25 protein-coding genes are annotated in these 24079 nt (G+C 67.0%); 12 read left to right on the top strand and 13 right to left on the bottom strand.

Going from position 1 to position 24079, the window contains the following annotated elements:
- Positions 1 to 14: 14 nt before the first annotated feature.
- From glpE to SBP02_RS18245, 7 genes are all read right to left on the bottom strand, one after another.
- Positions 15 to 344 (bottom strand): thiosulfate sulfurtransferase GlpE, encoded by a 330-nt coding sequence (gene glpE, locus SBP02_RS18275; RefSeq protein WP_318643820.1) that lies wholly within the window; start codon positions 342 to 344, stop codon positions 15 to 17.
- Positions 341 to 1165: a symmetrical bis(5'-nucleosyl)-tetraphosphatase gene (locus SBP02_RS18270; protein ID WP_318643819.1), complete on the bottom strand. Its 825-nt coding sequence runs from the start codon at positions 1163 to 1165 to the stop codon at positions 341 to 343. The genes glpE and SBP02_RS18270 overlap by 4 nt, the downstream gene beginning before the upstream one ends.
- Positions 1165 to 1545, bottom strand: coding sequence for a Co2+/Mg2+ efflux protein ApaG (apaG, locus tag SBP02_RS18265; RefSeq protein WP_318643818.1), 381 nt, complete (start codon positions 1543 to 1545; stop codon positions 1165 to 1167). The genes SBP02_RS18270 and apaG overlap by 1 nt, the downstream gene beginning before the upstream one ends.
- Positions 1546 to 1576: 31 nt before the next feature.
- Entirely contained in the window at positions 1577 to 2392 is an 816-nt protein-coding gene (gene rsmA, locus SBP02_RS18260) for a 16S rRNA (adenine(1518)-N(6)/adenine(1519)-N(6))-dimethyltransferase RsmA (protein ID WP_318643817.1), read from the bottom strand.
- Between the two features lie 119 nt (positions 2393 to 2511).
- The gene (gene pdxA, locus SBP02_RS18255) at positions 2512 to 3504 is read right to left on the bottom strand and encodes a 4-hydroxythreonine-4-phosphate dehydrogenase PdxA (RefSeq protein ID WP_318643816.1); all 993 of its coding nucleotides are present in this window, start codon (positions 3502 to 3504) and stop codon (positions 2512 to 2514) included.
- A 138-nt stretch (positions 3505 to 3642) separates the two neighbouring features.
- On the bottom strand, positions 3643 to 4911 hold the full coding sequence (locus SBP02_RS18250) for a peptidylprolyl isomerase (RefSeq protein WP_404824343.1): 1269 nt from the start codon (positions 4909 to 4911) through the stop codon (positions 3643 to 3645).
- 4 nt (positions 4912 to 4915) lie between these two features.
- The gene (locus tag SBP02_RS18245) at positions 4916 to 7720 is read right to left on the bottom strand and encodes an LPS-assembly protein LptD (RefSeq protein ID WP_318643814.1); all 2805 of its coding nucleotides are present in this window, start codon (positions 7718 to 7720) and stop codon (positions 4916 to 4918) included.
- 126 nt (positions 7721 to 7846) lie between these two features.
- Here SBP02_RS18245 and SBP02_RS18240 point away from each other — a divergent pair, with 126 nt between their 5' ends.
- Genes SBP02_RS18240 through SBP02_RS18230 form a run of 3 tightly spaced genes read left to right on the top strand, consistent with a single transcriptional unit; the run spans position 7847 to position 10303 of the window.
- Positions 7847 to 8872, top strand: coding sequence for an aminoglycoside phosphotransferase family protein (locus SBP02_RS18240; protein ID WP_318643813.1), 1026 nt, complete (start codon positions 7847 to 7849; stop codon positions 8870 to 8872).
- Complete coding sequence (gene murU, locus SBP02_RS18235) at positions 8869 to 9540, top strand: N-acetylmuramate alpha-1-phosphate uridylyltransferase MurU (protein WP_318643812.1); 672 nt, start codon at positions 8869 to 8871, stop codon at positions 9538 to 9540. Before SBP02_RS18240 ends, murU begins: the two co-directional genes overlap by 4 nt.
- Before the next feature lies 1 nt (position 9541).
- Positions 9542 to 10303 (top strand): TerB family tellurite resistance protein, encoded by a 762-nt coding sequence (locus tag SBP02_RS18230; RefSeq protein ID WP_318643811.1) that lies wholly within the window; start codon positions 9542 to 9544, stop codon positions 10301 to 10303.
- Positions 10304 to 10320: 17 nt separating this feature from the next.
- Here the strand turns inward: SBP02_RS18230 and SBP02_RS18225 are convergent, their stop codons facing one another.
- On the bottom strand, positions 10321 to 11295 hold the full coding sequence (locus SBP02_RS18225) for an alpha/beta hydrolase family protein (RefSeq protein ID WP_318643810.1): 975 nt from the start codon (positions 11293 to 11295) through the stop codon (positions 10321 to 10323).
- A gap of 133 nt (positions 11296 to 11428) precedes the next feature.
- Between SBP02_RS18225 and rpe the strand changes: the two genes are divergently transcribed.
- From rpe to trpC, 6 genes are all read left to right on the top strand, one after another.
- Positions 11429 to 12103 (top strand): ribulose-phosphate 3-epimerase, encoded by a 675-nt coding sequence (gene rpe, locus SBP02_RS18220; protein WP_318643809.1) that lies wholly within the window; start codon positions 11429 to 11431, stop codon positions 12101 to 12103.
- Entirely contained in the window at positions 12100 to 12810 is a 711-nt protein-coding gene (locus SBP02_RS18215) for a phosphoglycolate phosphatase (protein WP_404824342.1), read from the top strand. The genes rpe and SBP02_RS18215 overlap by 4 nt, the downstream gene beginning before the upstream one ends.
- A 229-nt stretch (positions 12811 to 13039) precedes the next feature.
- Positions 13040 to 14518 carry an anthranilate synthase component I gene (trpE, locus tag SBP02_RS18210; protein ID WP_318643808.1) on the top strand — a complete coding sequence of 493 codons (1479 nt, stop codon included), beginning with the start codon at positions 13040 to 13042 and terminating at the stop codon, positions 14516 to 14518.
- 11 nt (positions 14519 to 14529) lie between these two features.
- Complete coding sequence (locus SBP02_RS18205) at positions 14530 to 15126, top strand: aminodeoxychorismate/anthranilate synthase component II (protein WP_318643807.1); 597 nt, start codon at positions 14530 to 14532, stop codon at positions 15124 to 15126.
- A complete protein-coding gene (gene trpD / locus SBP02_RS18200; RefSeq protein WP_318643806.1) occupies positions 15123 to 16172 on the top strand; it encodes an anthranilate phosphoribosyltransferase in 1050 nt (349 codons plus the stop codon). Before SBP02_RS18205 ends, trpD begins: the two co-directional genes overlap by 4 nt.
- Complete coding sequence (gene trpC, locus SBP02_RS18195) at positions 16169 to 17005, top strand: indole-3-glycerol phosphate synthase TrpC (RefSeq protein ID WP_318643805.1); 837 nt, start codon at positions 16169 to 16171, stop codon at positions 17003 to 17005. Before trpD ends, trpC begins: the two co-directional genes overlap by 4 nt.
- 54 nt (positions 17006 to 17059) lie before the next feature.
- On the opposite strand, the gene crp is transcribed toward trpC, so the two are convergent.
- On the bottom strand, positions 17060 to 17704 hold the full coding sequence (gene crp / locus SBP02_RS18190; protein ID WP_318643804.1) for a cAMP-activated global transcriptional regulator CRP: 645 nt from the start codon (positions 17702 to 17704) through the stop codon (positions 17060 to 17062).
- A gap of 234 nt (positions 17705 to 17938) precedes the next feature.
- Here crp and SBP02_RS18185 point away from each other — a divergent pair, with 234 nt between their 5' ends.
- Positions 17939 to 18361 carry an OsmC family protein gene (locus SBP02_RS18185; protein WP_213641525.1) on the top strand — a complete coding sequence of 141 codons (423 nt, stop codon included), beginning with the start codon at positions 17939 to 17941 and terminating at the stop codon, positions 18359 to 18361.
- Positions 18362 to 18580: 219 nt separating this feature from the next.
- On the top strand, positions 18581 to 19375 hold the full coding sequence (gene speD, locus SBP02_RS18180; protein WP_213641524.1) for an adenosylmethionine decarboxylase: 795 nt from the start codon (positions 18581 to 18583) through the stop codon (positions 19373 to 19375).
- A gap of 58 nt (positions 19376 to 19433) precedes the next feature.
- On the opposite strand, the gene coq7 is transcribed toward speD, so the two are convergent.
- Entirely contained in the window at positions 19434 to 20081 is a 648-nt protein-coding gene (gene coq7 / locus SBP02_RS18175; protein WP_318643803.1) for a 2-polyprenyl-3-methyl-6-methoxy-1,4-benzoquinone monooxygenase, read from the bottom strand.
- 95 nt (positions 20082 to 20176) lie between these two features.
- Positions 20177 to 20515 carry a histidine triad nucleotide-binding protein gene (locus tag SBP02_RS18170; RefSeq protein ID WP_318643802.1) on the bottom strand — a complete coding sequence of 113 codons (339 nt, stop codon included), beginning with the start codon at positions 20513 to 20515 and terminating at the stop codon, positions 20177 to 20179.
- A gap of 79 nt (positions 20516 to 20594) precedes the next feature.
- Here SBP02_RS18170 and SBP02_RS18165 point away from each other — a divergent pair, with 79 nt between their 5' ends.
- On the top strand, positions 20595 to 22079 hold the full coding sequence (locus SBP02_RS18165) for an AAA family ATPase (protein WP_318643801.1): 1485 nt from the start codon (positions 20595 to 20597) through the stop codon (positions 22077 to 22079).
- Between the two features lie 3 nt (positions 22080 to 22082).
- On the opposite strand, the gene SBP02_RS18160 is transcribed toward SBP02_RS18165, so the two are convergent.
- Positions 22083 to 22880, bottom strand: coding sequence for an SDR family NAD(P)-dependent oxidoreductase (locus tag SBP02_RS18160; RefSeq protein WP_318643800.1), 798 nt, complete (start codon positions 22878 to 22880; stop codon positions 22083 to 22085).
- Positions 22881 to 23007: 127 nt separating this feature from the next.
- Positions 23008 to 23991, bottom strand: coding sequence for a DUF805 domain-containing protein (locus tag SBP02_RS18155; protein ID WP_318643799.1), 984 nt, complete (start codon positions 23989 to 23991; stop codon positions 23008 to 23010).
- Positions 23992 to 24079: the final 88 nt, after the last annotated feature.

Here is a 24079-nt window from a genome sequence, read left to right as displayed (position 1 = left end):
CGGAGGCGATTTTTTTATTCGGCCGCGTTCTGGGCGACTTCGGCCGGGTAGCTGGTGCGCCACAACTCGAAGCCGCCATCGAGGCTGTAGACTTCGGAGAAACCCTGGCCGACCAGATAGGCGGCCGCGCTCTGGCTGGAGTTGCCGTGGTAGCAGGTGACGATCAGGGGCGCGTCGAGATCGGCGCGGGCGATGAAGTCCGCCAGGGAGTAGTTGTCCAGGTGCCGAGAGCCGCTGATGTGGCCGAGGGCGAAGCTCTGTGGGTCGCGGATGTCGACCACCACCGCGCCTTGCTCGCGCAGGGCCTGCGCCTGCTGGGGGGAGATGCGCTTGAACTCGCTCATGGTTTTTCCTCGTTACAGTCGCAGCGGTGGCGTTCGCCGCTGTCAATATTCAATAGGCTCATGGCGCCGCCCCAGACGCAGCCGGTATCCAGGGCGAACAGGCCGGGTTCGTTGCAGCGACCTTCCAGCGCGGCCCAGTGGCCGAAGACGATCTTCTGACCGCGAGTCTTGCGATTCGCATGGCTGAACCAGGGAGCATAACCGGCTGGGGCGCTGCCGATGCCTTCCTTGCTCTTGAGGTCCAGGGTGCCGTCGGCCGTGCAGAAACGCATGCGAGTGAAGTAGTTGGTGATCACCCGCAGGCGCGTGATGCCGCGCAGCTCGCTGTCCCATCTGGCCGGCTCGTTACCGTACATGCCGTCGAGGAATAGCGGCAAGCGACTGTCGTCGCGCAGCGCCTCCTCGACCTCGGCCGCTCGCTTGAGGGCCTTCTGTAACGACCATTGCGGCGGGATGCCGGCATGGACCAGGGCGATATCGCGCTCGGCATCGTAGTGCAGCAGTTTTTGCCGGCGCAGCCAGTCCAGCAGTTCGTCGCGATCGGGGGCGTTAAGGATGTCCTGCAGGGTATCGGCCTTTTTCAGGCGCTCGATATTGTGGGCGGCGGCCAGCAGGTGCAGGTCGTGGTTGCCCAGCACACAGGTCACGGATTCGCGCAGGGCATAGACGAAGCGCAGGGTCTCCAGCGACGCCGGGCCACGGTTGACCAGGTCGCCGACCAGCCACAGACGGTCTTTGTCGGGGTCGAAGGCGACACGCCGCAGCAGGCAGCGCAGCGGCTCCAGGCAGCCTTGCAGGTCGCCGACGGCGTAGGTCGCCATCAGTGCAGCGAGCCCGGTACGGCGAGGCGGAACGGGGCGATGGGGGCCTCGAAACGGGTGCCGTCCTCGGCGAGCATCTGATAGCTGCCCTGCATGGCGCCGACCCGGGTCGCCATCACCGTGCCGCTGCTGTAGGTGTGGCTTTCCCCCGGGGCGATGAGGGGTTGCTGGCCGACCACGCCTGCGCCGCGCACTTCCTGCACCCGGCCGTCGCCGTCGGTGATCAGCCAGTGGCGCGACAGCAGCTTGGCCGGCTGCTGGCCGTTGTTGGCGATGGTCACCGTGTAGGCGAAGGCGAAGCGGTTCTGCTCCGGTTGCGACTGCTCCGGCAGGTAGCGGGTGGCGACAGCGACGTCGATCTGGTTGCGGGGGGCGGGCATGGGGTGAGACTCGCTAAGCTGGAAGACCAGTCTAGTTGCTGGCGGCCGATGTTGGTTGTTGGGCCAGCTGGTCGGCCAGGCGCACGAAGGCGGCCAGGTCGAGCTGCTCGGGGCGCAGGCTGCCGTCGACGCCGGCGGCCTCGATGGCCGTGGCTGGTAGCAGGGCCTTCAGCGTGTTGCGCAGGGTCTTGCGGCGCTGGTTGAAGGCTTCGCGCACCACTTGCTCGAGCAGCCGGTGATCCTGGGCCGGGTGCGGCAGCACCTCGTGGGGGATCAGGCGGACGATCGCCGAGTCGACCTTGGGCGGTGGATTGAAGGCGCCGGGGCCGACATCGAACAGGTGCTCCACCCGGCAATGGTACTGCACCATGATCGACAAACGGCCCCAGTCCCCGCCGCCGGGTCCCGCCGCGAGGCGCTGGACCACTTCCTTCTGCAGCATGAAGTGCATGTCGCGGATCAGCGCGGCGTGCTCCAGCAGGTGGAAGATCAGCGGGGTGGAGATGTTGTAGGGCAGGTTGCCGACCACCCGCAGGCTGTGCGGGGCGGGCTCGAGGCTGTGGAAGTCGAACTTCAGGGCGTCGCCCTGGTGCAGCCGGAAGCGCGCTTCGCCGGCGAACTTGCCGTTGAGGATCGGCACCAGGTCGCGGTCGAGCTCGATCACGTCCAGCTGCGCGCCGCTGCCGAGCAGTCCCTCGGTCAGCGCGCCCTGGCCCGGGCCGATCTCCAGCAGGCGCTCACCCTCGCGGGGATGGATGGCGCGCAGGATGCGGTGGATCACCCCGGCATCGTGCAGGAAATTCTGGCCGAAGCGCTTGCGTGCGCGGTGTTGGTAGGTGTCGGACATGTCAGAGCGGCTCCAGGCTTCAAGCCGCAAGCTTAAAGCGAATGCAAAGGGCGGCAGTTTAACAGCAAGGAGCGGCGAGCCGTAGGTCGGGGCTCGACCCGGTGTCGGGGGCTGAGCGGCTAGCGGCGGCTGGCGGCCATCTGGTAGGCGGTTTCCAGGGCGACCTGCAGGCTGCCGCTGTCGATCTGGCCGCTGCCTGCCAGGTCCAGGGCGGTGCCGTGGTCGACCGAGGTGCGGATGATCGGCAGGCCCAGGGTCACGTTGACCGCGGCGCCGAAGCCCTTGAACTTGAGCACCGGCAGGCCCTGGTCGTGATACATGGCCAGCACCGCGTCGCAGCGCTCGAGATGCTTGGGGGTGAACAGGGTGTCGGCCGGCAGCGGTCCGATCAGGTCGAGGCCTTCGCCGCGCAGCTGCTCCAGAGTCGGCTCGATCACCTCGATCTCCTCACGGCCCAGGTGGCCGCCCTCGCCGGCGTGGGGGTTGAGGCCGCAGACCAGCACGCGCGGCCGGGGGATGCCGAACTTGCTGCGCAGGTCGTGATCGAGAATGCGCGCGACCCGTGCCAGGCGCTCGGCGGTAATGGTCGCGGCCACATCCTTGAGCGGCAGATGGGTGGTCACCAGGGCCACCCGCAGGCCGCGGGTGGCGAGCATCATCACCACCTGCTCGGTGTGGGTGAGCTCGGCGAGAAACTCGGTGTGGCCGGAGAAGGGGATGCCGGCCTGGTTGATCACGCCCTTGTGTACCGGCGCGGTGATCATTCCGGCGAAGTGTCCGGCGAGGCAGCCGCGGCCGGCCCGCTCCAGGGTCTCCAGGACGTAGGCGGCGTTGCTCGGGTTCAGGTGGCCGGGCACGACCGGGGCACCCAGTGGCGTGTCCCAGACGTACAGGCGGCCGGCCGCGCTCGGCGTGTCGGGCCAGGCGCCCGGGCCGACGCTGATCAGTTCGATGGCGATGCCCAGTTGAGCGGCACGTTCGGCCAGCAGCTCGCGGCTGGCGATGGCGACCAGGGGCTGCGGCTGTGCTTGCCGGGCGAGCAGCAGGCACAGGTCGGGGCCGATGCCGGCCGGCTCGCCGGGGGTCAGTGCGAAAAGCTGCGTCAGACTCATAGTGGGACTCCCGGTTGTGCCGTCAGGGCGGCTTCGATAGGGCGATGCCGCGCAATCTTACGTCAGGGCGGCATAAAAACGAAAAAGCCCGGCGCTGCAGGGGCAGGCGCCGGGCTTGTCATCCGGTCCGGATCGGACCTAGAGCTTGGTTTCGACGTAGGCCTCGTCGCGAATCTGCCGCAGCCAGGTCTGCAGCTCCTCGTCGTACTTGCGGTTGCGCAGCAGGTTCAGCGCCTGTTGTTCGCGGAACTCCGCGCTGCTGTCGGTGGCGCGGCGGCCCATGACCTGCAGCACGTGCCAGCCGTAGGGGCTCTGGAACGGCTTGGAGATTTCGCCGCTGGCGGTGTTGCTCATCACCTCGCGGAACTCCGGCACCAGCACGCCGGGGTCGATCCAGTTGAGGCTGCCGCCGTTGAGTGCCGAGCCCGGGTCTTCGGAGAAGCTCTTCGCCAGTTCGGCGAAGTCCTCGCCGGCCCGGATGCGCTGGTGCAGGCGTTCGATCAGGCGCTTGGCCTCCGCCTCGCTGCGGATCTCGCTGGGTTTGATCAGGATGTGCCGGACATTGACCTCGTCGCGGACCTGGGTGCCGCCGCCACGCTTCTCCAGCAGCTTGAGCAGGATGAAGCCGCCCGGGGTGCGCATCGGTTCGGTCACTTCGCCGACGCTCAGGGCGCCGAGCATGGCGTCGAACGGCGGCGGCAGCTGTGCGGCCTTGCGCCAGCCCATCTCGCCGCCTTCCAGGGCGGTTTCGCTGGCCGAGCGGGCGATGGCCAGCTGGGCGAAGTCGGCGCCTTTCTGCAGTTGCTGGTAGATGTCCTGGGCCTGGCGTTCCGCCGTCTGGATGGTGGCGGGGGAGGCGGCTTCGGGGACCGGAATGAGGATGTTGGCCAGGCGGAACTCCTCCGACAGCTGCAGCTTGCCGAGATCGGAGGCGAGGAAGTTCTGCACCTCCTGGTCGGTCACCTGGATGCGCTCGGCCACGCGGCGCTGACGCACCCGGCTGATGATCATCTCGCGGCGGACCTGGTCGCGGGCGTCGGCATAGGACAGGCCATCCTTCGCCAGGGCGGCGCGGAACTGCTCGAGGCTCATGCCGTTGCGCTGGGCGATGGTGCCGAGGGCCTGGTTGAGTTCCTCGTCGGTGATGCGGATGCCCGAGCGGTCGCCGATCTGCAGCTGGATGTTCTCGATGATCAAGCGCTCGAGCACCTGGTCGTCCAGCACATTCTCAGGCGGCACGGCGGCGCCGCGCTTGGCGATGGTCTGCTGGACTTCGCGAACCCGGGCGTCGAGCTGGCTCTGCATGATCACGTCGTTGTCGACGATGGCCACCACGCGGTCCAGGGGTTTGACCTCGGCCTGCGCCGCAGTGCCGAGAAACAGTGCGCCCAGCAGCAGGGGGCGCATGCAATCAGTAAGCTTGGTCTTCACGTTCACGATAACCTTGAATGCCTTGGTCGAGGAAGGTTTCGACCTTGTTGCCTGTCACGCCGCCCAGGCCCTTGAGGACGATCTGCAGGAAGATGCCGGTGTCGGCTTCGTCGTTCAGCGAGGGGTTGAGGCTGACTTCGTCGTAGTCGATCCAGTAGCGATTGATCAGACGCAGCTTCCAGCAGCAGCTGTCGTATTCGAAACCGCCGAAGGCCTCGAGGGTACGGTTGCGGTTGTAATCGTACTGCCAGCGGGAGATCACGCTCCACTGCGGCACGATCGGCCAGATCACCGAGAAGTCGTGCTGGCTGATCTTGTAGTAGTCCTTGATGAAGTTGGGGTTTGGAGTGACGCCGTCGCTGAGCGTTGGTGAGCCATAGTTGCTATCAAAGGTCCAAGTCCCGCTGTCTTGGTCGTAGCGCAGGGTGTCGTTGCGATAGCGGTAGCCGGCATTGACCACCTTGTTCGGGTTGTCTTCGGGCTGGTAGTGGAACATCGCGCTGCCCGAGCGGGTGCGATGGCTGTCCGGGTCCCAGTTGAAGTCCGAGCTCAGGCGCCAGTCGCGATTGAAGCGGTACAGGTATTCCAGGGCATAGGGCGATACCGAGGACTTATAGTCAGCCCGATCTTTAAGCGGTGTGGTGCCCGGTACTCCACTGAAACTGTCAGGCATTGTCACCTTGCGGTCGGCGAAGTAGTAGGCCTGGCCGATGCTGAAACGCTGGCGCTCGAAGCCGTTGCTCTCGATCCAACGGTTGGTGACGCCCAGCGACAGCTTGTTCTCGTCGCCGATGCGGTCCTTGCCGGAGAAGCGGTTCTCGCGCCACAGCGAGGAGTAGCTGAAGGTGTTCTCGCCGGTGTCGAACACCGGAATATCGGTCTGGTCTTCCTCCGGTACGTAGAGGTAGAACAGGCGCGGCTCCAGGGTCTGGCGATAGGCCTTGCCGAACCACTGGGTGTCGCGGTCGAAGTACAGGCCGCTGTCGACGCTGAACAGGCCGACGCCACGATCCTGGCTGCCCTTGAACTCCTGCTCGGCGAGCAGGGTGTTCTTGCCCTGTTGGTCCAGGCTCAGGTCGTAGTTGGTGTGCAGGTACTTGATCTGCGGCTTGAGGAAGCCCCAGTTCCAGTTCAGCGGCAGGCTGACGCCCGGCTCCAGGTGCAGGCGGTTGCCGTTGGCCCGTGCCAGGCCGCGCAGGCGGGCGTCGTACCAGAGCTGCTCGGCGACACCATCCTCGTTGATGAAGTTGCCCGAGCGCAGGTCGCGGTCGAAACGCACCAGCTCGCTGCCGTAGCTGAAGTCCAGCCCTGCGGGGTGGAAGGGCAGTTTGCCGTCCAGGGTGATCTGCGGCAGGCGATTGTAGGGCGTGATGTCGGTGATGTTGGCCAGCTCGTAGGCATGGGCGTTGAGCTGGGCGGTGTAGCTGTCGCCGCGATAGGTCAGGGTGCCGCGCTGGTTGACATAGGCGGTGGTCTCGATGCCCAGGTCGGTGTCCAGGTCCTGGAAGTAGTAGGGGTCGCTGATGTCGGTGTAGTCGACCTCGGCCAACAGGCGCGAGTCGAGGCCGCCGCGGTGTTGCCAGCTGTACAGCCAGCGCTGGTCTTCGTATTCGGACTGCAGCTTGCGCTCGTCGTTGCTGTCGTCGAGATAGGCGGCGCCGAACTGGCCCTCGCTGCTCTTGGTCAGGTAGCGGAACTCGCCTTCCATGAGCAGGCCGCGGTCGCTCATGTAGGTCGGGTACAGCGTGGCGTCGTAGTTCGGCGCCAGGTTGAAGTAGTAGGGCGTCTGCAGGGTCACGCCGTTGTCGCTGGAGCTGCCGATGCTCGGCGGCAGGAAACCGGACTGACGGCGGTCATCGATCGGGAAGTAGATGTAGGGCGTGTAGAAGACCGGAATGTCTTTCACCCGCAGGGTGACGTTGGTGGCGGTGCCGAAGCCGGTGGCCGGGTTGAGGGTGATGTTGTTGCCCTTCAGGTGCCAGGTGTTGCTGCCCGGTTCGCAGCTGGTGTAGGTGCCATCCTTCAGGCGGATGATCGCGGTCTCTTCGCGCTTGGCGTAGAGCGCGCTGCCGCGCACGTGGCTCTTATGCAACACGTACTCGGCGTTGTCGACCCGGGCCTCGCCGTTGTCCAGTTGCAGTTCGGCGCGGTCGCCGACCACCAGCATGCCCTGGTCGCGCAGGCGCACGTTGCCGATCAGCTCGCCGCGGTTCTCGGCCTGGCGCAGGTTGGCCTCGTCGGCCTCGACCTGCATGCCGGCCTGACGCAAGACCACGTCGCCGGCCAGGGTGGCGACCTGCTCCTGCTGCTCGTAGCGCGAGGCCTTGGCGGAGACGAACAGCGGTGCCTCGTCCATGGGCGTCTTGTCGTCCATTCCCGGTCGGTTCGGTTCGACGTAGGCACCGGCGCAGTAGGGGGCCACCTCCGCCAGTTGGGCGGCGTTCAGCTGCTCGCGGGGCACCCAATCCAGATGGCTGTAATCGGCGCTACGCGAGGCCAGGGCCTTGCCGCCGCTCTCGGTCACCAGGGTGGTGCGAGCCGTCTTGTCGTCGGCCCTGGCGGCACTGGTGCTGGCGCTGATGGCCGAGCCGCTGTGCACCGGGCGTGCCGGTAATGCGGCGTTGCTGGCCTTGGGTGCGCAGGCCCAGCCGCCGGTGGCGGATGCTCGACAGTCGAACTGCTCTGCGGCAAATGCGAATTGACCAGCGACGGGTTGAAGGGCTAGAAGACCGCCTGTGACCAGAAGTGGGAATTTTTTACGAACCGCGGGGAAATTTACTGCCATCTTGTTTTTCCGGGCTTCCTGCGCGCCATCGGCCCAGGGGCCGCACGCCTCTCGATGGGCTGAAAAAGATGCTGGATAATAAAGCATGACCCGCGCAACGGCTAGCGCCGTCGGAGACCCCTGTAAATGCCTGAACAAGATGTACGCCTGCAAATTCTCGACTCATGGCTCGACCAGCAGCTGCCCGCGGTATTCGCCGAGCGGGGGTGGGGTGAGGTGCCGGCCGCGACCCTGACGGCCGCCAGTAGCGATGCCAGCTTTCGTCGTTACTTCCGCTGGCAGGCGGGCGACCGCAGCCTGATCGTCATGGATGCGCCGCCGCCTCAGGAGGACTGCCGGCCCTTCGTCAAGGTCGCCGGGCTGCTCGCCGGCGCCGGGGTCAATGTGCCGCAGATTCTGGCGGCGGATCTCGAGCGCGGCTTCCTGCTGCTCAACGATCTGGGGCGCAAGACCTATCTGGAGATCATCGACGGGCACAACGCCGATGGCCTGATGAGCGATGCGCTGCGGGCGTTGCTGGCGTTTCAGCGTCTGCCGATGGATGCCGGGCTGCCGAGCTACGACGAGGCCCTGCTGCTGCGGGAGTTGCAGTTGTTCCCCGAGTGGTACCTGCGCCGTCACCTGGGGCTGGAACTGAGCGAGGCCCAGCAGGCCGCCTGGCAACGGACCTGCCGCCTGTTGATCGACAGCGCCCTGGCCCAGCCCCGGGTACTGGTGCATCGCGACTACATGCCGCGCAACCTGATGCTCAGCGAGCCGAACCCCGGGGTGCTGGACTTTCAGGACGCGGTGTACGGGCCGGTGACCTATGACGTCACCTGCCTGTTCAAGGATGCCTTCCTCAGCTGGCCCGAAGCGCGGGTCCATGGTTGGCTGCAGGACTACTGGCGCCAGGCCCGGGCGGCGGGCATCCCGGTGCAGGGCGATTTCGAGGCGTTCCTGCGCGCCAGCGACCTGATGGGCGTGCAGCGCCACCTCAAGGTGATCGGCATCTTCGCGCGGATCTGCCACCGTGACGGCAAGCCCAGGTATCTCGGCGACGTGCCGCGCTTCTTCGCCTATATCCAGGCGGTGCTGGCGCGGCGTCCCGAACTGGCCGAGCTGGGCGAGCTGCTCGCCGGCTTGCCGCAGCCCGAGGCGGTGTCGGCATGAGGGCAATGATCCTCGCCGCCGGCAAGGGCGAGCGCCTGCGCCCCCTGACGCTGCACACCCCCAAGCCGCTGGTGCGGGTCGCCGGCGTGCCGTTGATCGAATACCACCTGCGGGCACTGGCCACCGCCGGCTTTACCGAGGTGGTGATCAACCATGCCTGGCTGGGCCAGCAGATCGAGGACCACCTGGGCGACGGCGAGCGCTTCGGCCTGGACCTGCGCTACTCGGCCGAAGGCGAGCCCCTGGAGACCGGTGGCGGCATCTTGCAGGCGCTGCCCCTGCTCGGCGACGCGCCCTTTCTGGTGGTCAACAGCGATATCTTCACCGACTACCCTTTCGCCGAGCTCAGGCGTCCGCTGACCGGGCTGGCCCATCTGGTGCTGGTGGACAACCCGGCGCATCACCCGGTGGGCGATTTCTGTCTGGAGGGGGATCGTGTGCGCGATGCCCGGGAGGGGCAGCCCAGTCTGACTTACAGCGGCATCGCCGTGTTGTCGCCGGGGCTGTTTGCCGGCTGCCAGCCGGGTGCCTTCAAGTTGGCGCCGCTGTTGCGCAATGCCATGGCCGCGGGACGGGTGAGCGGGGAGTCTTTCGCCGGGCGCTGGGTCGACGTCGGCAGTCATGAGCGCTTGGCCGAAGTCGAGCAGCTAGTGGCGCAGAGTCGCTGAAATGTTCTGGCCCCTGACCCTGCTGGGAGCCCTCGCCGGCTGGTCCGTGGCCAGCATTCCCGGCGCCCTGCTCGGCGGCCTGCTCGGTCAGGCCGCGGATCGCCGCCTGCGCCTGCGTGGTTGGGCCGAGTTGCGCGAGCGGCTCGGCGGCGCACCGGCGCCGGGCGACGAGATGCTGCTGTTCATCCTGCTCGGCCGCCTGGCCAAGTGCGATGGGCGGGTGCTGCAGGTCCATATCGCTCAGACCCGCGCGGAGATGCAGCGGCTGGGACTGGATGCGGATGCCCAGCGGCGCGCCATCGAGGCCTTCGCCCGCGGCAAGACCGGCCGCGACAGCCTGCGGGCGCCCCTGCGTCGGCAGCAGGGGCACGGTGAAGCCTTGTTGCGGGCCTGTTGGCGAATGGCCTGGGTGGATGGCCGGGTCAGTCAGGCAGAGCGCGAGCTGCTTCTGCTGTGGGGCACCTGGCTGGGGGTGTCGAGCGCCACCCAGGAGGCGCTGAGTGCGGCCTGTGCGCCCCGCGCGGGGCCACTGCCTTCGACCCGAGGCGGCAGTTACCAGGCGGCGCTGCGCCTGCTGGGGGTGACTGCCGACAGCGAGCCGGCGCAGATCAAGCATGCCTACCGGCGTCTGCTCAGTCGCCATCATCCGGACAAGCTGGCCGGTAGCGGCGCCTCTGTCGAGCAGCTGCGCGAGGCCACGGAACGGACCCGGGAGCTGCGTCAGGCCTATGGCTTGATCCGCCAGCGCCACGGTTTCCGCTAGCGCCGCCCTCGGCGACTCTATCGCTGGCGTTCGAGCCAGCCGCGAATGCGTCGAAACAGCTGTTCCTGTTCCGTGGCAGGGGCGCCGGGCAGCGGGGTCAGGGCCACCTGGGTGTAGCTCGGATGCTTCAGGCGCTTGCCCGCTTGCAGGCGTTCGAGGGCGGCATCGCGATCATGCGTCAGTCCCTTGTAGTAGAAGTCGCCGGTGGCCAGTTGCAGGCCGGGTATCAGCTCGGCCAGTCCGGGGCTGAAGCCCTCGGGCCGCTCGGCGGCTACCAGTAGCAGGTGGCGGATCTTCGTCGGCCCGCGTTCGGCCAGGTAGTGCGCGGCCCAGTAAGCGCCGCTACCGTGGCCGAGGAGGATCAGGGGCTTGGCCTGCTGGCGCTCGGCAAAGGCAATGGCGGCCTCGATGCGCGCCAGCACCCGAGCGGCGTGGGCCTGGCGCGGGTCTTTCGTCGCTGCTGGTGCGGGCGCGTCGCTCGATGGTTCTGCATTGCCAAGCTCGGCGGAGGGGGTGGCCTCGAGGGGCGCGTCGTCGGTGTCGTCGACCGCCGCCGCTTCCACCGGGTTATCGTCCTGTACAGGGACGCTCGCCTGCGCGGGGGGCGGCAGGTCGCTCAGGGCGTCGGGCAGGCTCAGGCTCAGGCTGTGCCAGCCGGCATCCGGTAGCTTGCGCCGCAGCGGTCCGACGCTGCGCGGCGCGTCGGCGCTGGCGTCGTCGCCCGGCAGCAGAATCACCACTCCGCGTGGCTCGCTCGTATTGGCCGGCAGCCAGAGGGCGAGAAACGCCTCGGCATCCGTCTGCAAGTGTTGTTGCTCCTGTGCCCGCAGTCGGCGTTCGAGGGCACGGGCATCGACCTGGCTGCGCTCGAGCAAGGGCGCACGCTCCTCAGTCGGGGCGGGTGCAGTGCTTGCGTCCGACTGCTCGTCGCCTTGGGCGTGTACCCCTAGCAGAAGCAGGCTCAAGGCAAGGCTGGCGGGGTGCAGGGGCATGGCTTTTCTCCGGCGGCGGTTACGGCGCTCAGCCTAGCGGTTTGCAGGGGGTATGTCAGGCGCCAGGTGCGGCTTTGCGCGCCGGCCTGGGCTGCTACAATGCGCGCCTTTCGTGTATGCCCTGAGGTGCGCCATGCAACCCTTCGCCATCGCTCCGTCGATCCTTTCCGCCGACTTCGCCCGCCTGGGCGAGGAAGTGGATAACGTCCTCGCCGCCGGCGCCGACATCGTCCACTTCGATGTGATGGACAACCACTACGTGCCCAACCTGACCGTCGGTCCTATGGTCTGCGCGGCGCTGCGCAAGTACGGCATCACCGCGCCCATCGATGCTCACCTGATGGTCAAGCCGGTGGATCGCATCATCGGCGACTTCGTCGAGGCCGGTGCCAGCTACATCACCTTCCACCCCGAGGCATCCGAGCATATCGATCGCTCCCTGCAGCTGATTCGCGACGGCGGCGCCAAGGCCGGTCTGGTGTTCAACCCGGCGACACCGCTGGATTGCCTCAAACACGTGCTGGACAAGGTCGACATGATCCTGCTGATGAGCGTCAACCCGGGCTTCGGCGGGCAGAAGTTCATCCCCGGTACCCTCGACAAGCTGCGCGAGGCGCGCAAGCTGATCGATGCCAGCGGCCGCGCGATCCGCCTGGAGATCGATGGCGGGGTCAATGTGCAGAACATCCGCGAGATCGCCGCGGCGGGCGCCGACACCTTCGTCGCCGGTTCGGCGATCTTCAATCAGCCGGATTACAAGGCGGTGATCGACGCCATGCGCGCCGAACTGGCCCAGGTCCGCGCGTGAGCCTCCTGCGCGAGCTGTTCGCCGGGCAGCTGCCGGAGCTGGTGATGTTCGACCTGGACGGCACCCTGGTGGACTCGGTGCCGGACCTGGCCGCCGCGGTGGACCAGGCCCTGCTCGGTCTGGGGCGCGCGCCGGCCGGCCTGGCGCGGGTGCGCGACTGGGTCGGCAATGGCGCCCGGGTGCTGGTGCGCCGCGCCCTGGCCGGCGGCCTGCAGCACGAGCGGGTAGGCGAGGCGGAGGCCGAGCAGGCGCTGGAGCTGTTCATGGCCGCCTATGCCGAGAGTCACGGGCTGACCCGGGTCTACCCCGGTGTGACGCAGACCCTCGACTGGCTGCGCGCGCAGGACATCCCTCTGGCAATCGTCACCAACAAGCCGGAGCGCTTCGTCGCGCCGCTGCTGGATGAGAAGGGCCTGGGGAGTTACTTCCGCTGGATAGTCGGCGGCGACACCCTGCCCCAGCAGAAGCCCGACCCGGCGGCGCTGCGGCATGTGCTGCGCCTGGCGCGGGTCGACGCGGACCGCGCCCTGTTCGTCGGCGACTCACGCAACGACGTGCTGGCGGCCAGGGCCGCCGAGGTGCCCTGCGTGGCGCTGAGCTACGGCTACAACCATGGCCGGCCGATCGCCGAGGAAGAGCCGCTGCGGGTGCTGGACGATCTGCGCCAGCTGCTGTCGCCTCCTGAGGCGGTTCCCGCAGCCCGGTGAGGGGCGGGCCGTTCGGGTTGATTCGGCCTGGCGCCTGCGCTAGTGTGGCCGGACTTCGATCCCCGCCCAAGAGACCCCGTGGTGGTTACCTGCAGACTCTGGCTCGCCCGAGCCGGGATGAAAATCATCAAGGCCCTGGCCCGCTGGCGCTGGCGCCTCTGACCCGATTCTGGCCGCCTAGGCGGCGCGTTTGCACTCGACCGTTTTACCTCAAGCCACGAGGCTGATCATGACCCGCGAAGAATTCCTGCGTTTGGCCGCTGCCGGCTATAACCGCATTCCGCTTGCCTGCGAAACCCTGGTCGACTTCGACACGCCGCTGTCGATCTACCTGAAACTGGCCGACCAGGCCAACACCTACCTGCTCGAGTCGGTGCAGGGCGGCGAGAAGTGGGGGCGCTACTCGATCATCGGCCTGCCGGCGCGCACCGTGCTGCGCGTGCATGGCCAGGACGTGCGCATCAGTGTCGACGGGGTGGAAACCGAGCACCAGGTCTGCGCCGACCCGCTGGCCTTCGTCGAAGAGTTCCAGGGGCGCTACAAGGTGCCGACCCTGGCGGGCCTGCCACGGTTCAACGGCGGCCTGGTGGGCTACTTCGGTTACGACAGCGTGCGCTACGTCGAGGCCAAGCTGGCCGGCGGCGTCAACCCCGACCCCCTGGGCACGCCGGACATCCTGCTGATGGTCTCCGACGCCGTGGTGGTGTTCGACAACCTGGCGGGCAAGATGCACGCCATCGTCCTCGCCGACCCGCAGCAGGAGGCGGCCTACGAGCAGGCCCAGGCCCAGCTGCAGGCCATCCTGCACAAGCTGCGCCAGCCGATAGTTCCGCGCCTGGGGGTCGATCTCAACGCCCCGCCCGGCGCCGAGCCGGCCTTCCGCTCCAGCTACAGCCGCGAGGACTACGAGCGGGCGGTCGGTGCGATCAAGGACTACATCCTGGCCGGCGACTGCATGCAGGTGGTGATCTCCCAGCGCATGTCGATCCCCTTCCAGGCCGCGCCGATCGACCTGTACCGGGCGCTGCGCTGCATCAACCCGACGCCCTACATGTACTTCTTCAACTTCGGCGACTTCCATGTGGTCGGCAGCTCGCCGGAGGTGCTGGTGCGGGTCGAGGACAACCTGGTGACGGTGCGGCCGATCGCCGGCACCCGCCCGCGGGGGGCCAGCGACGAGGCCGACCGGGCCCTGGAAGACGACCTGCTGTCCGACGCCAAGGAGCTGGCCGAGCACCTGATGCTGATCGACCTGGGGCGCAACGACGTCGGTCGCGTCTCCAGCACCGGCAGCGTCAAGCTCACCGAGAAGATGGTGATCGAGCGCTATTCCAACGTGATGCACATCGTCTCCAACGTCACCGGTCAGCTGAAGGACGGCATGAGCGCCATGGACGCGCTGCGCGCCATCCTGCCGGCCGGCACCCTGTCCGGGGCGCCGAAGATTCGCGCCATGGAAATCATCGACGAGCTGGAGCCGGTCAAGCGCGGCGTCTATGGCGGCGCGGTGGGCTACCTGGCGTGGAACGGCAACATGGACACCGCCATCGCCATCCGCACCGCGGTGATCAAGGACGGCGAGCTGCACGTGCAGGCCGGCGCCGGCATCGTCGCCGACTCGGTGCCGGCGCTGGAGTGGGAGGAGACGCTGAACAAGCGCCGTGCCATGTTCCGCGCCGTCGCCCTCGCCGAACAGACAACCGAATAAGGAGTCCTACCATGCTGCTGATGATCGACAACTACGACTCCTTTACCTACAACGTGGTGCAGTACCTCGGCGAGCTGGGGGCGGATGTGCACGTCATCCGCAACGACGAGCTGAGCGTCGCCGAGATCGAGGCGCTGCAGCCCGAGCGCATCGTGGTCTCCCCGGGCCCCTGCACGCCGACCGAGGCCGGCGTGTCCCTGGCGGTGATCGAGCATTTCGCCGGCAAGCTGCCGATCCTCGGCGTCTGCCTGGGCCATCAGAGCATCGGCCAGGCCTTCGGCGGCCAGGTGGTGCGCGCGCGTCAGGTGATGCACGGCAAGACCAGCCCGGTGTTCCACGAGCACCTGGGGGTGTTCGCCGGCCTCAACATGCCGCTGACGGTGACCCGCTATCATTCCCTGGTGGTCAGGCACGACAGCCTGCCGGACTGCCTGGAGGTCACCGCCTGGACCCAGCTGGAGGACGGCTCGCTCGACGAGATCATGGGCCTGCGCCACAGGACGTTGAACATCGAGGGCGTGCAGTTCCACCCCGAATCCATCCTCACCGAGCAGGGCCATGAGCTCTTCGCCAACTTCCTCAAGCAACAAGGAGGCGTGCGCCAATGAACATCAAGGAAGCCCTCAACCGGGTGGTCGGCCAGCTCGACCTGTCCACCGAGGAAATGCAGGACGTGATGCGCGAGATCATGACCGGCCAGTGCAGCGACGCACAGATCGGCGCCTTCCTCATGGGCCTGCGCATGAAGAGCGAGAGCATCGACGAGATAGTCGGCGCCGTCTCGGTGATGCGCGAGCTGGCCAGCCATGTACAGCTGGCCAGCCTGGAGCACGTGGTCGACGTGGTCGGCACCGGCGGCGACGGGGCGAACATCTTCAACGTCTCGACGGCCGCCAGCTTCGTGGTCGCCGCCGCCGGCGGCAAGGTGGCCAAGCACGGCAACCGCGCGGTGTCCGGCAAGAGCGGCAGCGCCGACCTGCTGGAGGCCGCCGGCATCTACCTCAACCTCAAGCCCGAGCAGGTGGCGCGCTGCATCGACAGCGTCGGCGTCGGCTTTATGTTCGCCCAGGTGCATCACGCGGCGATGAAGCACGCCGCCGGGCCGCGCCGCGAGCTGGGCCTGCGCACCATCTTCAACATGCTCGGCCCGCTGACCAATCCGGCCGGCGTCCGCCACCAGGTGGTCGGCGTGTTCAGCCAGGCCCTCTGTCGGCCCCTGGCCGAGGTGCTCAAGCGCCTGGGCAGCCGGCATATCCTGGTGGTGCACTCGCGCGATGGCCTGGACGAGTTCAGCCTGGCCGCGCCGACCCATGTCGCCGAGCTGAAGGACGGCGAGATCAACGAGTACCAGGTGCAGCCCGAGGACCTCGGGCTCAAGAGTCAGAGCCTGATCGGCCTGGCGGTGGAGGGGCCGCAGGCCTCGCTGGCGCTGATCCGCGACGCCCTGAGCAAGCGCGCCACCGAGGCCGGGCAGAAGGCCGCCGACATGATCGTGCTCAATGCCGGCGCGGCGCTCTATGCGGCGGACCTGGCCGGCAGCCTGAAAGAGGGCGTGAGCCTGGCCCACGACGCCCTGCATACCGGCCTGGCCTGGGAAAAGCTGCAGGAACTGGTGTCCTTCACCGCGGTGTTCAAACAGGAGAATGAAGGGTGAGCATCCCAACGGTTCTGGAGAAGATTCTGGCGCGCAAGGTCGAGGAAGTCGCCGCGCGCCGCGCCGTGGTCGGCCTCGCCGAGCTCGAGCGCGAAGCCCGCGGCGCCGATGCCCCCCGCGGCTTCGCCCGGGCACTGCTGGAGCAGGCCAAACGCAAGCAACCGGCGGTGATCGCCGAGATCAAGAAGGCCTCGCCGAGCAAGGGCGTGCTGCGCGAGCACTTCGTGCCGGCCGAGATCGCCCGGAGCTACCAGGCCGGCGGCGCCACCTGCCTGTCGGTGCTGACCGACGTGGACTTCTTCCAGGGCGCCGACCGCTACCTGCAGGAGGCCCGCGGCGCCTGCGCCCTGCCGGTGATCCGCAAGGACTTCATGATCGACCCCTACCAGATAGTCGAGGCCCGGGCCCTGGGCGCCGACTGCGTGCTGCTGATCGTCTCGGCGCTGGCTGACGCACAGATGGCCGAGCTGGCGGCGACCGCCAAGGCCTTCGAGCTCGACGTGCTGGTCGAGGTGCACGACGGCGACGAGTTGGAGCGCGCGCTGAAGACCCTGGATACGCCATTGGTGGGGATCAACAACCGCAACCTGCACAGCTTCGAGGTCAGCCTGGAAACCACCCTCGACCTGCTGCCGCGGATTCCCCGCGACCGCCTGGTGGTGACCGAGAGCGGCATCCTCAACCGCGCCGACGTCGAACTGATGGCGATCAACGAGGTGCATGCCTTCCTGGTCGGCGAGGCGTTCATGCGTGCGGAAAGTCCCGGCGCCGAGCTGGAGCGGCTGTTCTTCCCCGAGCGCAAACGGGTGATTGCCCAGGCGGACGTGGACTGACAGCGAGACATAAAAAAGCCGGCGCATGCGCCGGCTTTTTTATGCGCGCAGCGTTCAGCGCGTGCCGAATACCACCATGGTCTTGCCCTTGACGTGCACCAGGCCCTGTTCCTCCAGGGACTTGAGCACGCGGCCGACCATCTCCCGCGAGCAGCCGACGATACGGCCGATTTCCTGGCGGGTGATCTTGATCTGCATGCCGTCGGGGTGGGTCATGGCGTCCGGCTGCTTGCACAGGTCGAGCAGGGTGCGGGCGACGCGGCCGGTGACATCGAGGAAGGCCAGGTCGCCCACCTTGCGCGTGGTGGCGCGTAGGCGCTCGGCCATCTGGCTGCCGAGGGCGTAGAGGATGTCCGGGTCCTGTTGGGTCAGTTCGCGGAACTTGGCGTAGCTGAGCTCCGCCACCTCGCACTCGGTTTTCGCCCGTACCCAGGCGCTGCGCTCCTTCTCGGCGCCGTCCTTTTCGAACAGGCCCATTTCGCCGAAGAAGTCCCCGGCATTGAGGTAGGCGATGATCATCTCGCGGCCGTCGTCGTCTTCGATCAGGATGGTGACCGAGCCCTTGACGATGAAGAACAGGGTTTCGCAGCGGTCACCCGCGTAGATGATGGTGCTTTTCGCCGTGTAGCGGCGGCGGTGGCAGTGTGCGAGGAGCTTGTCGAGATTCTTGATTTTAGGTGTGAGGGTAATTGCGACCATGCCCGAGTCCCGAAGATAAAAAGGTAAGCCCTTGTCTGACAGGCAATTTCTTATTAGTCATCCGGCATCAGTGTGCCAGTAATCCGGCGCCAGCTTAACAAACATGGTGGGCTCTGGACCGTTTTTGCGACTTACCTAACATCTGTCGAGGGAACTTCCGCGCCCAGGCCCGCTTGTCGGACCCGGAAGCCCGCTGTGCTAAGCTGCCTCCCTTTTAACAGCGGAGGCTTGGTAATGAAAGCGCGCATTCAGTGGGCCGGCGAAGCCCTGTTCCTCGGCGAGTCGGGCAGCGGCCATGCGCTGGTGATGGATGGCCCGCCGGAGAGCGGTGGACGCAACCTGGGGGTGCGCCCGATGGAGATGCTCCTGCTCGGCCTGGGCGGTTGCAGCAATTTCGACGTGGTCAGCATCCTGAAGAAATCCCGGCAGGCGGTGGAGAGCTGCGAGGCCTTCGTCGAGGCCGAGCGCGCGACCGAGGAGCCCAAGGTGTTCACCAAGATCCATCTGCGTTTCGTGGTCAAGGGCCGCGGCTTGAAGGAGGCCCAGGTCAAGCGCGCGGTCGAGTTGTCGGCGGAAAAGTACTGCTCGGCCTCGATCATGCTCGGCCGTGCCGGCGTCGAGATCAGCCATGCCTATGAAATCGTCGAGTTGGGCTGACATCCTTTCATCATTTTCATCGCCCACACTCTGGCGGCCGAAGGACGCCATCTGCATAATGGCGCCCCATTTTTCGGGGCGTCATACGTCTCGAACGGATAACCAAAATCGCCAGTGCGAAGAGGTGTTAATCGTCCTACGCGGCTGCGCTCACTGCAGCTGACGGGCATGCTCGATCACGCGGCCTGGCCGCATCCACCAAAGAGAGTTCCAACGGTGATGAAAAGCAAACTCAGGCTCCACGGGTTCAACAACCTGACGAAGACCTTGAGCTTCAACATCTATGACATCTGCTACGCGGAAACCGCGGAAGATCAGCAGGCCTACGTGCAGTACATCGACGAAGAGTACGATGCCGAGCGCCTGACCCAGATTCTCACCGATGTTGTCGACATTATCGGCGCCAATATCCTCAACATCGCCCGCCAGGACTACGATCCCCAAGGCGCCAGCGTGACCATCCTGATTTCCGAGCAACCGGTGGAGCCGACGGAGAGTCAGATCGAGGAGTCGCCCGGCCCGCTGCCCGAGACCATCCTCGCGCATCTGGACAAGAGCCACATCACCGTACACACCTACCCGGAGATCCACCCGGTCGAGGGCATCGCCACCTTCCGCGTGGACATCGATGTGTCCACCTGCGGCCTGATCTCGCCGCTCAAGGCATTGAACTACCTGATCCATCAGTTCGACTCGGACATCGTCACGGTCGACTACCGGGTGCGCGGCTTCACCCGCGACGTGGACGGCAAGAAGCACTTCATCGATCACGAGATCAACTCGATCCAGAACTACCTCTCCGACGACACTCAGGCGGCGTACCAGATGACCGACGTCAACGTGTACCAGGAGAACCTGTTCCACACCAAGATGCTGCTCAAGGACTTCGACCTGGACAACTACCTGTTCGGCGACGCCACCCGCAACCTGACGCCGGAACAGCGCCTGCAGGTCGAAGAGCGTCTGCGCCACGAGATGCTGGAGATCTTCTACGCACGCAACATGCCGCACTGACCGTTCGGCCAGGACAACAAAAAGGGCGCCTCGGGCGCCCTTTTTGTTGTCCGCAGATCTAGATGCGGTAGGTACTCTTGGTCATCACCTTGGACAGCAGGGTCATGCCCAGCTTCACCGGCGCGGGGAAGCGCAGGCCGCCGGCCTCCAGCGCGCTGGTGGCGTGCTGGGCCTCGTCCTCGCGCATTTGCTCGAGTATCGCCCGGGACTTCTCGTCGGCGGGCGGCAGCTGTTGCAGGTGCTCGTCCAGATGCTTGACCACCTGGTCCTCGGTGGCGGCGACGAAGCCCAGGCTGACCCGGTCGCTGATCAGCCCGGCGACCGCGCCGACGCCGAAGGACAGGCCGTAGAACAGCGGGTTGAGCACGCTGGGCTGGCTGCCGAGCTGGCGGATGCGCTGTTCGCACCAGGCCAGGTGGTCGATTTCCTCGTCGGCGGCATGCTCCATGGCGGCGCGCACCTCCGGCAGCTTGGCGGTCAGCGCCTGGCCCTGGTACAGCGCCTGGGCGCAGACTTCGCCGGTGTGGTTGATGCGCATCAGACCGGCGATATGCCGGGCCTGCTCGGCATCCAGCTCGGTCTCGTTCTGCACGATGGCCGGCGACGGCCGACTGGGCTGGCCGCTGAAGGGCAGCAGGGTGCGCAGGGCCATGTCGGCCTGCAGCAGCAGGCGGTCGACGGGCGAGTAGTGACGATCGTTGGTCATCGGGACCTCCGGCGTGGGCAACGCGGGGCAGTTTACCCCATTGGTCGAGCGCAGGCCGCAGGCGGATCGTCGCAGCCGGCTGGGCCTGGGGCGAATCAGCCTGGCGGCCAGTGCATCGGCCGTTGGCCGAGCACGTGCATATGGATGTGGAACACGCTCTGGCCGGCCTGGGCCTCGCAGTTCATCACCAGGCGGAAGCCTTCCTCACAGCCCTGCTCGCGGGCCAGGCGCTGGGCGGTGAAAACCAGGTGGCCGAGCAGGGGCTTGTCCGCCTCCTCGAGGTCCTTGAGGGTGCGGATGTGCTGCTTCGGGATCACCAGGAAGTGTACCGGCGCCTGGGGGCCGATATCGTGAAAGGCGAACAGCTGGTCGTCTTCATAGAGCTTGCGCGCGGGTATCTCCCCGGCGACGATCTTGCAGAACAGACAGTCCATGGGGCAGTCTCCCGGCCCGTTTGATGTAATCCGAGTTTAACCAGGCAGTTTTGCCTCGGCCAGTGCACAAGGAGCCTGAGTGAAGAACGATATTCACGACCTGGGATTGGTGCTCGATTCCAAGGTCAAGCTGATCCTCATCGAGTCCTGGGACGAGCCGCGGGTGCTGGAGACCCTGACCGGTCTGGCCGTCAAGCGCGGCCTGGGGCTGCACACCTGGTCGGTGACCGAAGGCCTGCAGCGTCTGGGCTTCGGCGGCGAGACGTTGGGCGAAGGCGCGACCCAGGAGCCGGAGGCCGCATTGCGGCTGATCAAGGCCGACCCGCAGCCGAACCTGTATGTGATGTGCGACCTGCACCCCTTTCTCGATGACAATCCCAGGTTGGTGCGTCTGCTCAAGGAAATCGCTCTCGGCAGCGGTCTGCACAAGCCGACCCTGGTGCTGGTTTCCCACGCCTGCAAATTGCCGCCGGAGGTGCAGCGCCACGCCGCCCGCTTCAGCCTGGCGCTGCCGTCCGAGGACGAGCTGCTGGGTATCGTGCGCGAGGAGGCGGCGCGCTGGAGCGAGCAGAACCGCAACGCCCGGGTGCGTACCGACAACCGGACCCTGCAGCAGGTGGTGAAGAACCTGCGGGGCCTGAGCCATGGCGAGGCCCGTAGCCTGGCGCGCAACCTGATCTGCGACGACGGCGCCATCACCCAGGAGGATCTGCCGGAGCTGAACAAGGCCAAGTTCCAACTGCTCGACCTGGAGGGCGTACTGAGCTTCGAGTACGACACCGCCCGCTTCGCCGAGGTCGGCGGGCTGGCGAACCTCAAGCGCTGGCTGGGCGAGCGCCGGGGCGTCTTTATCGAGGGGCGCGGCGTCGACCTGCCCAAGGGCGTGCTGCTGGTCGGCGTGCAGGGCGGCGGCAAGAGCCTGGCGGCCAAGGCGGTGGCCGGAATGTGGGGCCTGCCGCTGCTGCGCCTGGATTTCGCCTGCCTGTACAACAAGTTCTTCGGCGAGACCGAACGCAACCTGCGCGAGGCGCTCAAACTGGCCGAGCAGATGGCACCCTGCGTGTTATGGATGGACGAGGTCGAGAAGGGGCTGGCCAGTGGCGACCACGACGGCGGCGTCAGCCAGCGCGTGCTCGGCACCCTGCTGACCTGGATGGCCGAGCGCAAGGCCCCGGTGTTCATGGTCGCCACCGCCAACGCCATCGACCGCCTGCCGCCGGAGCTGGTGCGCAAGGGGCGTTTCGACGAGCTGTTCTTCGTCGACCTGCCCGATGCGGCGGTGCGTGCGGAGATCTTCCGCATCCACCTGGGCCGTCGCGAGCTGGACGCCAGTGGTTTCGACCTGGACCTGTTGGCGGTGGCCAGCGAGGGGTTTTCCGGGGCCGAGATCGAGCAGGTGGTGGTCAGCGCCCTGTATGCCGCCCAGGCGCAGCAGCAGGCGGTCGATCAGCTCCTGCTGCTGCAGGCCATCCAGGGTACCGCACCCTTGTCGGTGGTGATGGCCGAGGGCCTCGCCGCGCTGCGGGCCTGGGCCAGCGGCCGCACGGTCAATGCCAACGGCTGAGGCTTAGGCGCGCGCGCCACGCAGGAAGCGGCGGTTGATGCGTGCCGTGACCAGGCGCACCAGTCCGCGTGGCGCCAGGCGCGGCAACCGGGCCAGCAGGCGGTTGCGCCAGCCGGGGATGATGAGCGCGCGCTTCTTCTCCAGGGCGCGGACGGTGTGCAGGGCCAGCTCCTCGGCGCTCATCAGCAGCTTGCCGCCTTCCAGTGGGCGGCTGTCGAGCCCGGCGTTGCGGAAGAAGGCGCTGCGGGTCGGCCCCGGGCAGAGCACCGAGACGCTGACGCCGCGTGGCTTGAGCTCTTCGCGCAGGGCCTCGGAGAAATGCAGCACGTAGGCCTTGCTCGCGTAGTAGTTGCTCATCCAGGCGCCCGGCTGGAACCCGGCGAGCGAGGCGACATTGAGGATCTGTCCACCGCCTTGGTCGGCCATGGCATGGCCGATGGCATGGCAGAGGCGGGCCAGGGCGAGGACGTTCACCTCGATCAGCTGCTGCTCGCGGCTCCAGTCCAGGTCGACGAAGGCGCCCGAGGTGCCCAGGCCGGCGTTGTTCATCAGCAGGTCGATGCGGCGGCCGCTCTGCTCCAGCTCATGCAGCAAGCCGGAGACCTGCAGCGGCTGGCTCAGGTCGCAGGTGCGGAACAGCACCTCCACGGCGAAGCGCTGGCTCAGTTCCTGGGCGATGCTCTCCAGCGCCGCGCGCCGGCGGGCCACCAGGATCAGGTTGCGCCCGCGACGCGCCAGGGCCTCGGCCAGCGCCAGGCCGATGCCGCTGGAGGCGCCAGTGATCAGGGCATAACGGGGCATCGGCTGTTCTCCGGGAGGGGGCGGGCGGTTTTGACCACGGCGCTGGCGCCGGGTTGCCTGGGCGGCCGCTATATTATCGCCGCCCAGGGAGGGCGCCAGCAAAGAGTGCGGGCGCCGAGGCGGGCGGTCAGGGCGCCGGGGTGTCCAGGGCGCCCAGTTCGAGGCCGCTCAGGGCCAGGCCGAGCATGGCGAAGCCGCCGAGGAACAGGCTCAGCAGGCTGCCGATCAACAGGGTGAGGAACAGGCCGGCGAGCACCCTGACCGCGAGGCTGTTGGCCGGTGGCGGTGGGCCGTAACGGTTGGCGCCGGTGCTGCCCGGGACCACCAGCATCAGGATCCAGAACAGGCTGTTGACGATGGGCACGAGGTTCAGCAACAGGAGCCAGGCGCTCCAGCCGATGTCGTGCAGGCGTTGCGCGCCGATCTGCACGCTGACCACCAGCATGCCGAGCACCACGCCGATGGCGAGCAGGCCGCCGAGGATGTCGGAAATGCTGGCGGCGATGGCCACCACGGCCATGACTCCGGCGAAGGCCAACGTCAGTACCAGCGACCAGGCCAGGTAACGCAAGCGGCCGATGCGGCCGTCGAGGGTGAAGACATTCAATTCGCCGACCGGCGGCAAGGCTTCGGCCACCTTGGCTTGCGGCGTGGCATAGGGGCTGTTGGCCGCGGCCTCCGCAGGAGCCGCCGGCGCGGCGCTCTGCTGTTCGGCGAGCGAGGCCTGGCGGGCCTGGTACTTGGCGATGACGATGCCGCAAGCCATGCACTCGGCGGCCTTGGGCTGTTGCTGGCCGCATTTCGGGCAGCTCATGTGGGCGGGTTCGGCAGCCGCGCTTGTCGGCGTGTTGATCTCAACCAGGCTCAGGCTGGCACCCGGGTCGGGCTCCTTGCGCGCCCTGGCGCCGGCGCGATGCAGGGCGGCGAGGTACTGATCGGCCTCGCTTTCCTGCAGGTTGCGCTTGATGGCGATGGTGCTGCCGCTGAACAGGCTGTTGATCCGCGTACGATCACTCTTGAACAGGCGAGCGAGATTGTCTTTGGCGGTCTCCAGTGCCATCTCGGGCATCAGTTCGCCGTCGAAGACGATCTTGAAGCGGGCTTGGGTCATGTGAGCTTCCTTGTCGTTATCAGAGAGAAGAGGCGCCACTGGTGTGGGGCGGGCGGGCCGCTAACCAAGCAGCCTAGAGCAGAGTCTG

Origin of the sequence: Pseudomonas benzenivorans (assembly GCF_033547155.1) — a bacterium.
Lineage (GTDB): Bacteria > Pseudomonadota > Gammaproteobacteria > Pseudomonadales > Pseudomonadaceae > Aquipseudomonas > Aquipseudomonas benzenivorans_B.
This window is presented reverse-complemented; position numbering and strand designations above follow the sequence as displayed.

What these genes read in the sequence shown, in the direction of transcription:
- glpE (WP_318643820.1), bottom strand. Translation starts at nt 344, where the DNA reads ATGAGCGAGTTCAAGCGCATCTCCCCCCAGCAGGCGCAGGCCCTGCGC.
- SBP02_RS18270 (WP_318643819.1), bottom strand. Translation starts at nt 1,165, where the DNA reads ATGGCGACCTACGCCGTCGGCGACCTGCAAGGCTGCCTGGAGCCGCTG.
- apaG (WP_318643818.1), bottom strand. Translation starts at nt 1,545, where the DNA reads ATGCCCGCCCCCCGCAACCAGATCGACGTCGCTGTCGCCACCCGCTAC.
- rsmA (WP_318643817.1), bottom strand. Translation starts at nt 2,392, where the DNA reads ATGTCCGACACCTACCAACACCGCGCACGCAAGCGCTTCGGCCAGAAT.
- pdxA (WP_318643816.1), bottom strand. Translation starts at nt 3,504, where the DNA reads ATGAGTCTGACGCAGCTTTTCGCACTGACCCCCGGCGAGCCGGCCGGC.
- SBP02_RS18250 (WP_404824343.1), bottom strand. Translation starts at nt 4,911, where the DNA reads ATGCGCCCCCTGCTGCTGGGCGCACTGTTTCTCGGCACTGCGGCGCAG.
- SBP02_RS18245 (WP_318643814.1), bottom strand. Translation starts at nt 7,720, where the DNA reads ATGGCAGTAAATTTCCCCGCGGTTCGTAAAAAATTCCCACTTCTGGTC.
- SBP02_RS18240 (WP_318643813.1), top strand. Translation starts at nt 7,847, where the DNA reads ATGCCTGAACAAGATGTACGCCTGCAAATTCTCGACTCATGGCTCGAC.
- murU (WP_318643812.1), top strand. Translation starts at nt 8,869, where the DNA reads ATGAGGGCAATGATCCTCGCCGCCGGCAAGGGCGAGCGCCTGCGCCCC.
- SBP02_RS18230 (WP_318643811.1), top strand. Translation starts at nt 9,542, where the DNA reads ATGTTCTGGCCCCTGACCCTGCTGGGAGCCCTCGCCGGCTGGTCCGTG.
- SBP02_RS18225 (WP_318643810.1), bottom strand. Translation starts at nt 11,295, where the DNA reads ATGCCCCTGCACCCCGCCAGCCTTGCCTTGAGCCTGCTTCTGCTAGGG.
- rpe (WP_318643809.1), top strand. Translation starts at nt 11,429, where the DNA reads ATGCAACCCTTCGCCATCGCTCCGTCGATCCTTTCCGCCGACTTCGCC.
- trpE (WP_318643808.1), top strand. Translation starts at nt 13,040, where the DNA reads ATGACCCGCGAAGAATTCCTGCGTTTGGCCGCTGCCGGCTATAACCGC.
- SBP02_RS18205 (WP_318643807.1), top strand. Translation starts at nt 14,530, where the DNA reads ATGCTGCTGATGATCGACAACTACGACTCCTTTACCTACAACGTGGTG.
- trpD (WP_318643806.1), top strand. Translation starts at nt 15,123, where the DNA reads ATGAACATCAAGGAAGCCCTCAACCGGGTGGTCGGCCAGCTCGACCTG.
- crp (WP_318643804.1), bottom strand. Translation starts at nt 17,704, where the DNA reads ATGGTCGCAATTACCCTCACACCTAAAATCAAGAATCTCGACAAGCTC.
- SBP02_RS18185 (WP_213641525.1), top strand. Translation starts at nt 17,939, where the DNA reads ATGAAAGCGCGCATTCAGTGGGCCGGCGAAGCCCTGTTCCTCGGCGAG.
- speD (WP_213641524.1), top strand. Translation starts at nt 18,581, where the DNA reads ATGAAAAGCAAACTCAGGCTCCACGGGTTCAACAACCTGACGAAGACC.
- coq7 (WP_318643803.1), bottom strand. Translation starts at nt 20,081, where the DNA reads ATGACCAACGATCGTCACTACTCGCCCGTCGACCGCCTGCTGCTGCAG.
- SBP02_RS18170 (WP_318643802.1), bottom strand. Translation starts at nt 20,515, where the DNA reads ATGGACTGTCTGTTCTGCAAGATCGTCGCCGGGGAGATACCCGCGCGC.
- SBP02_RS18160 (WP_318643800.1), bottom strand. Translation starts at nt 22,880, where the DNA reads ATGCCCCGTTATGCCCTGATCACTGGCGCCTCCAGCGGCATCGGCCTG.
- SBP02_RS18155 (WP_318643799.1), bottom strand. Translation starts at nt 23,991, where the DNA reads ATGACCCAAGCCCGCTTCAAGATCGTCTTCGACGGCGAACTGATGCCC.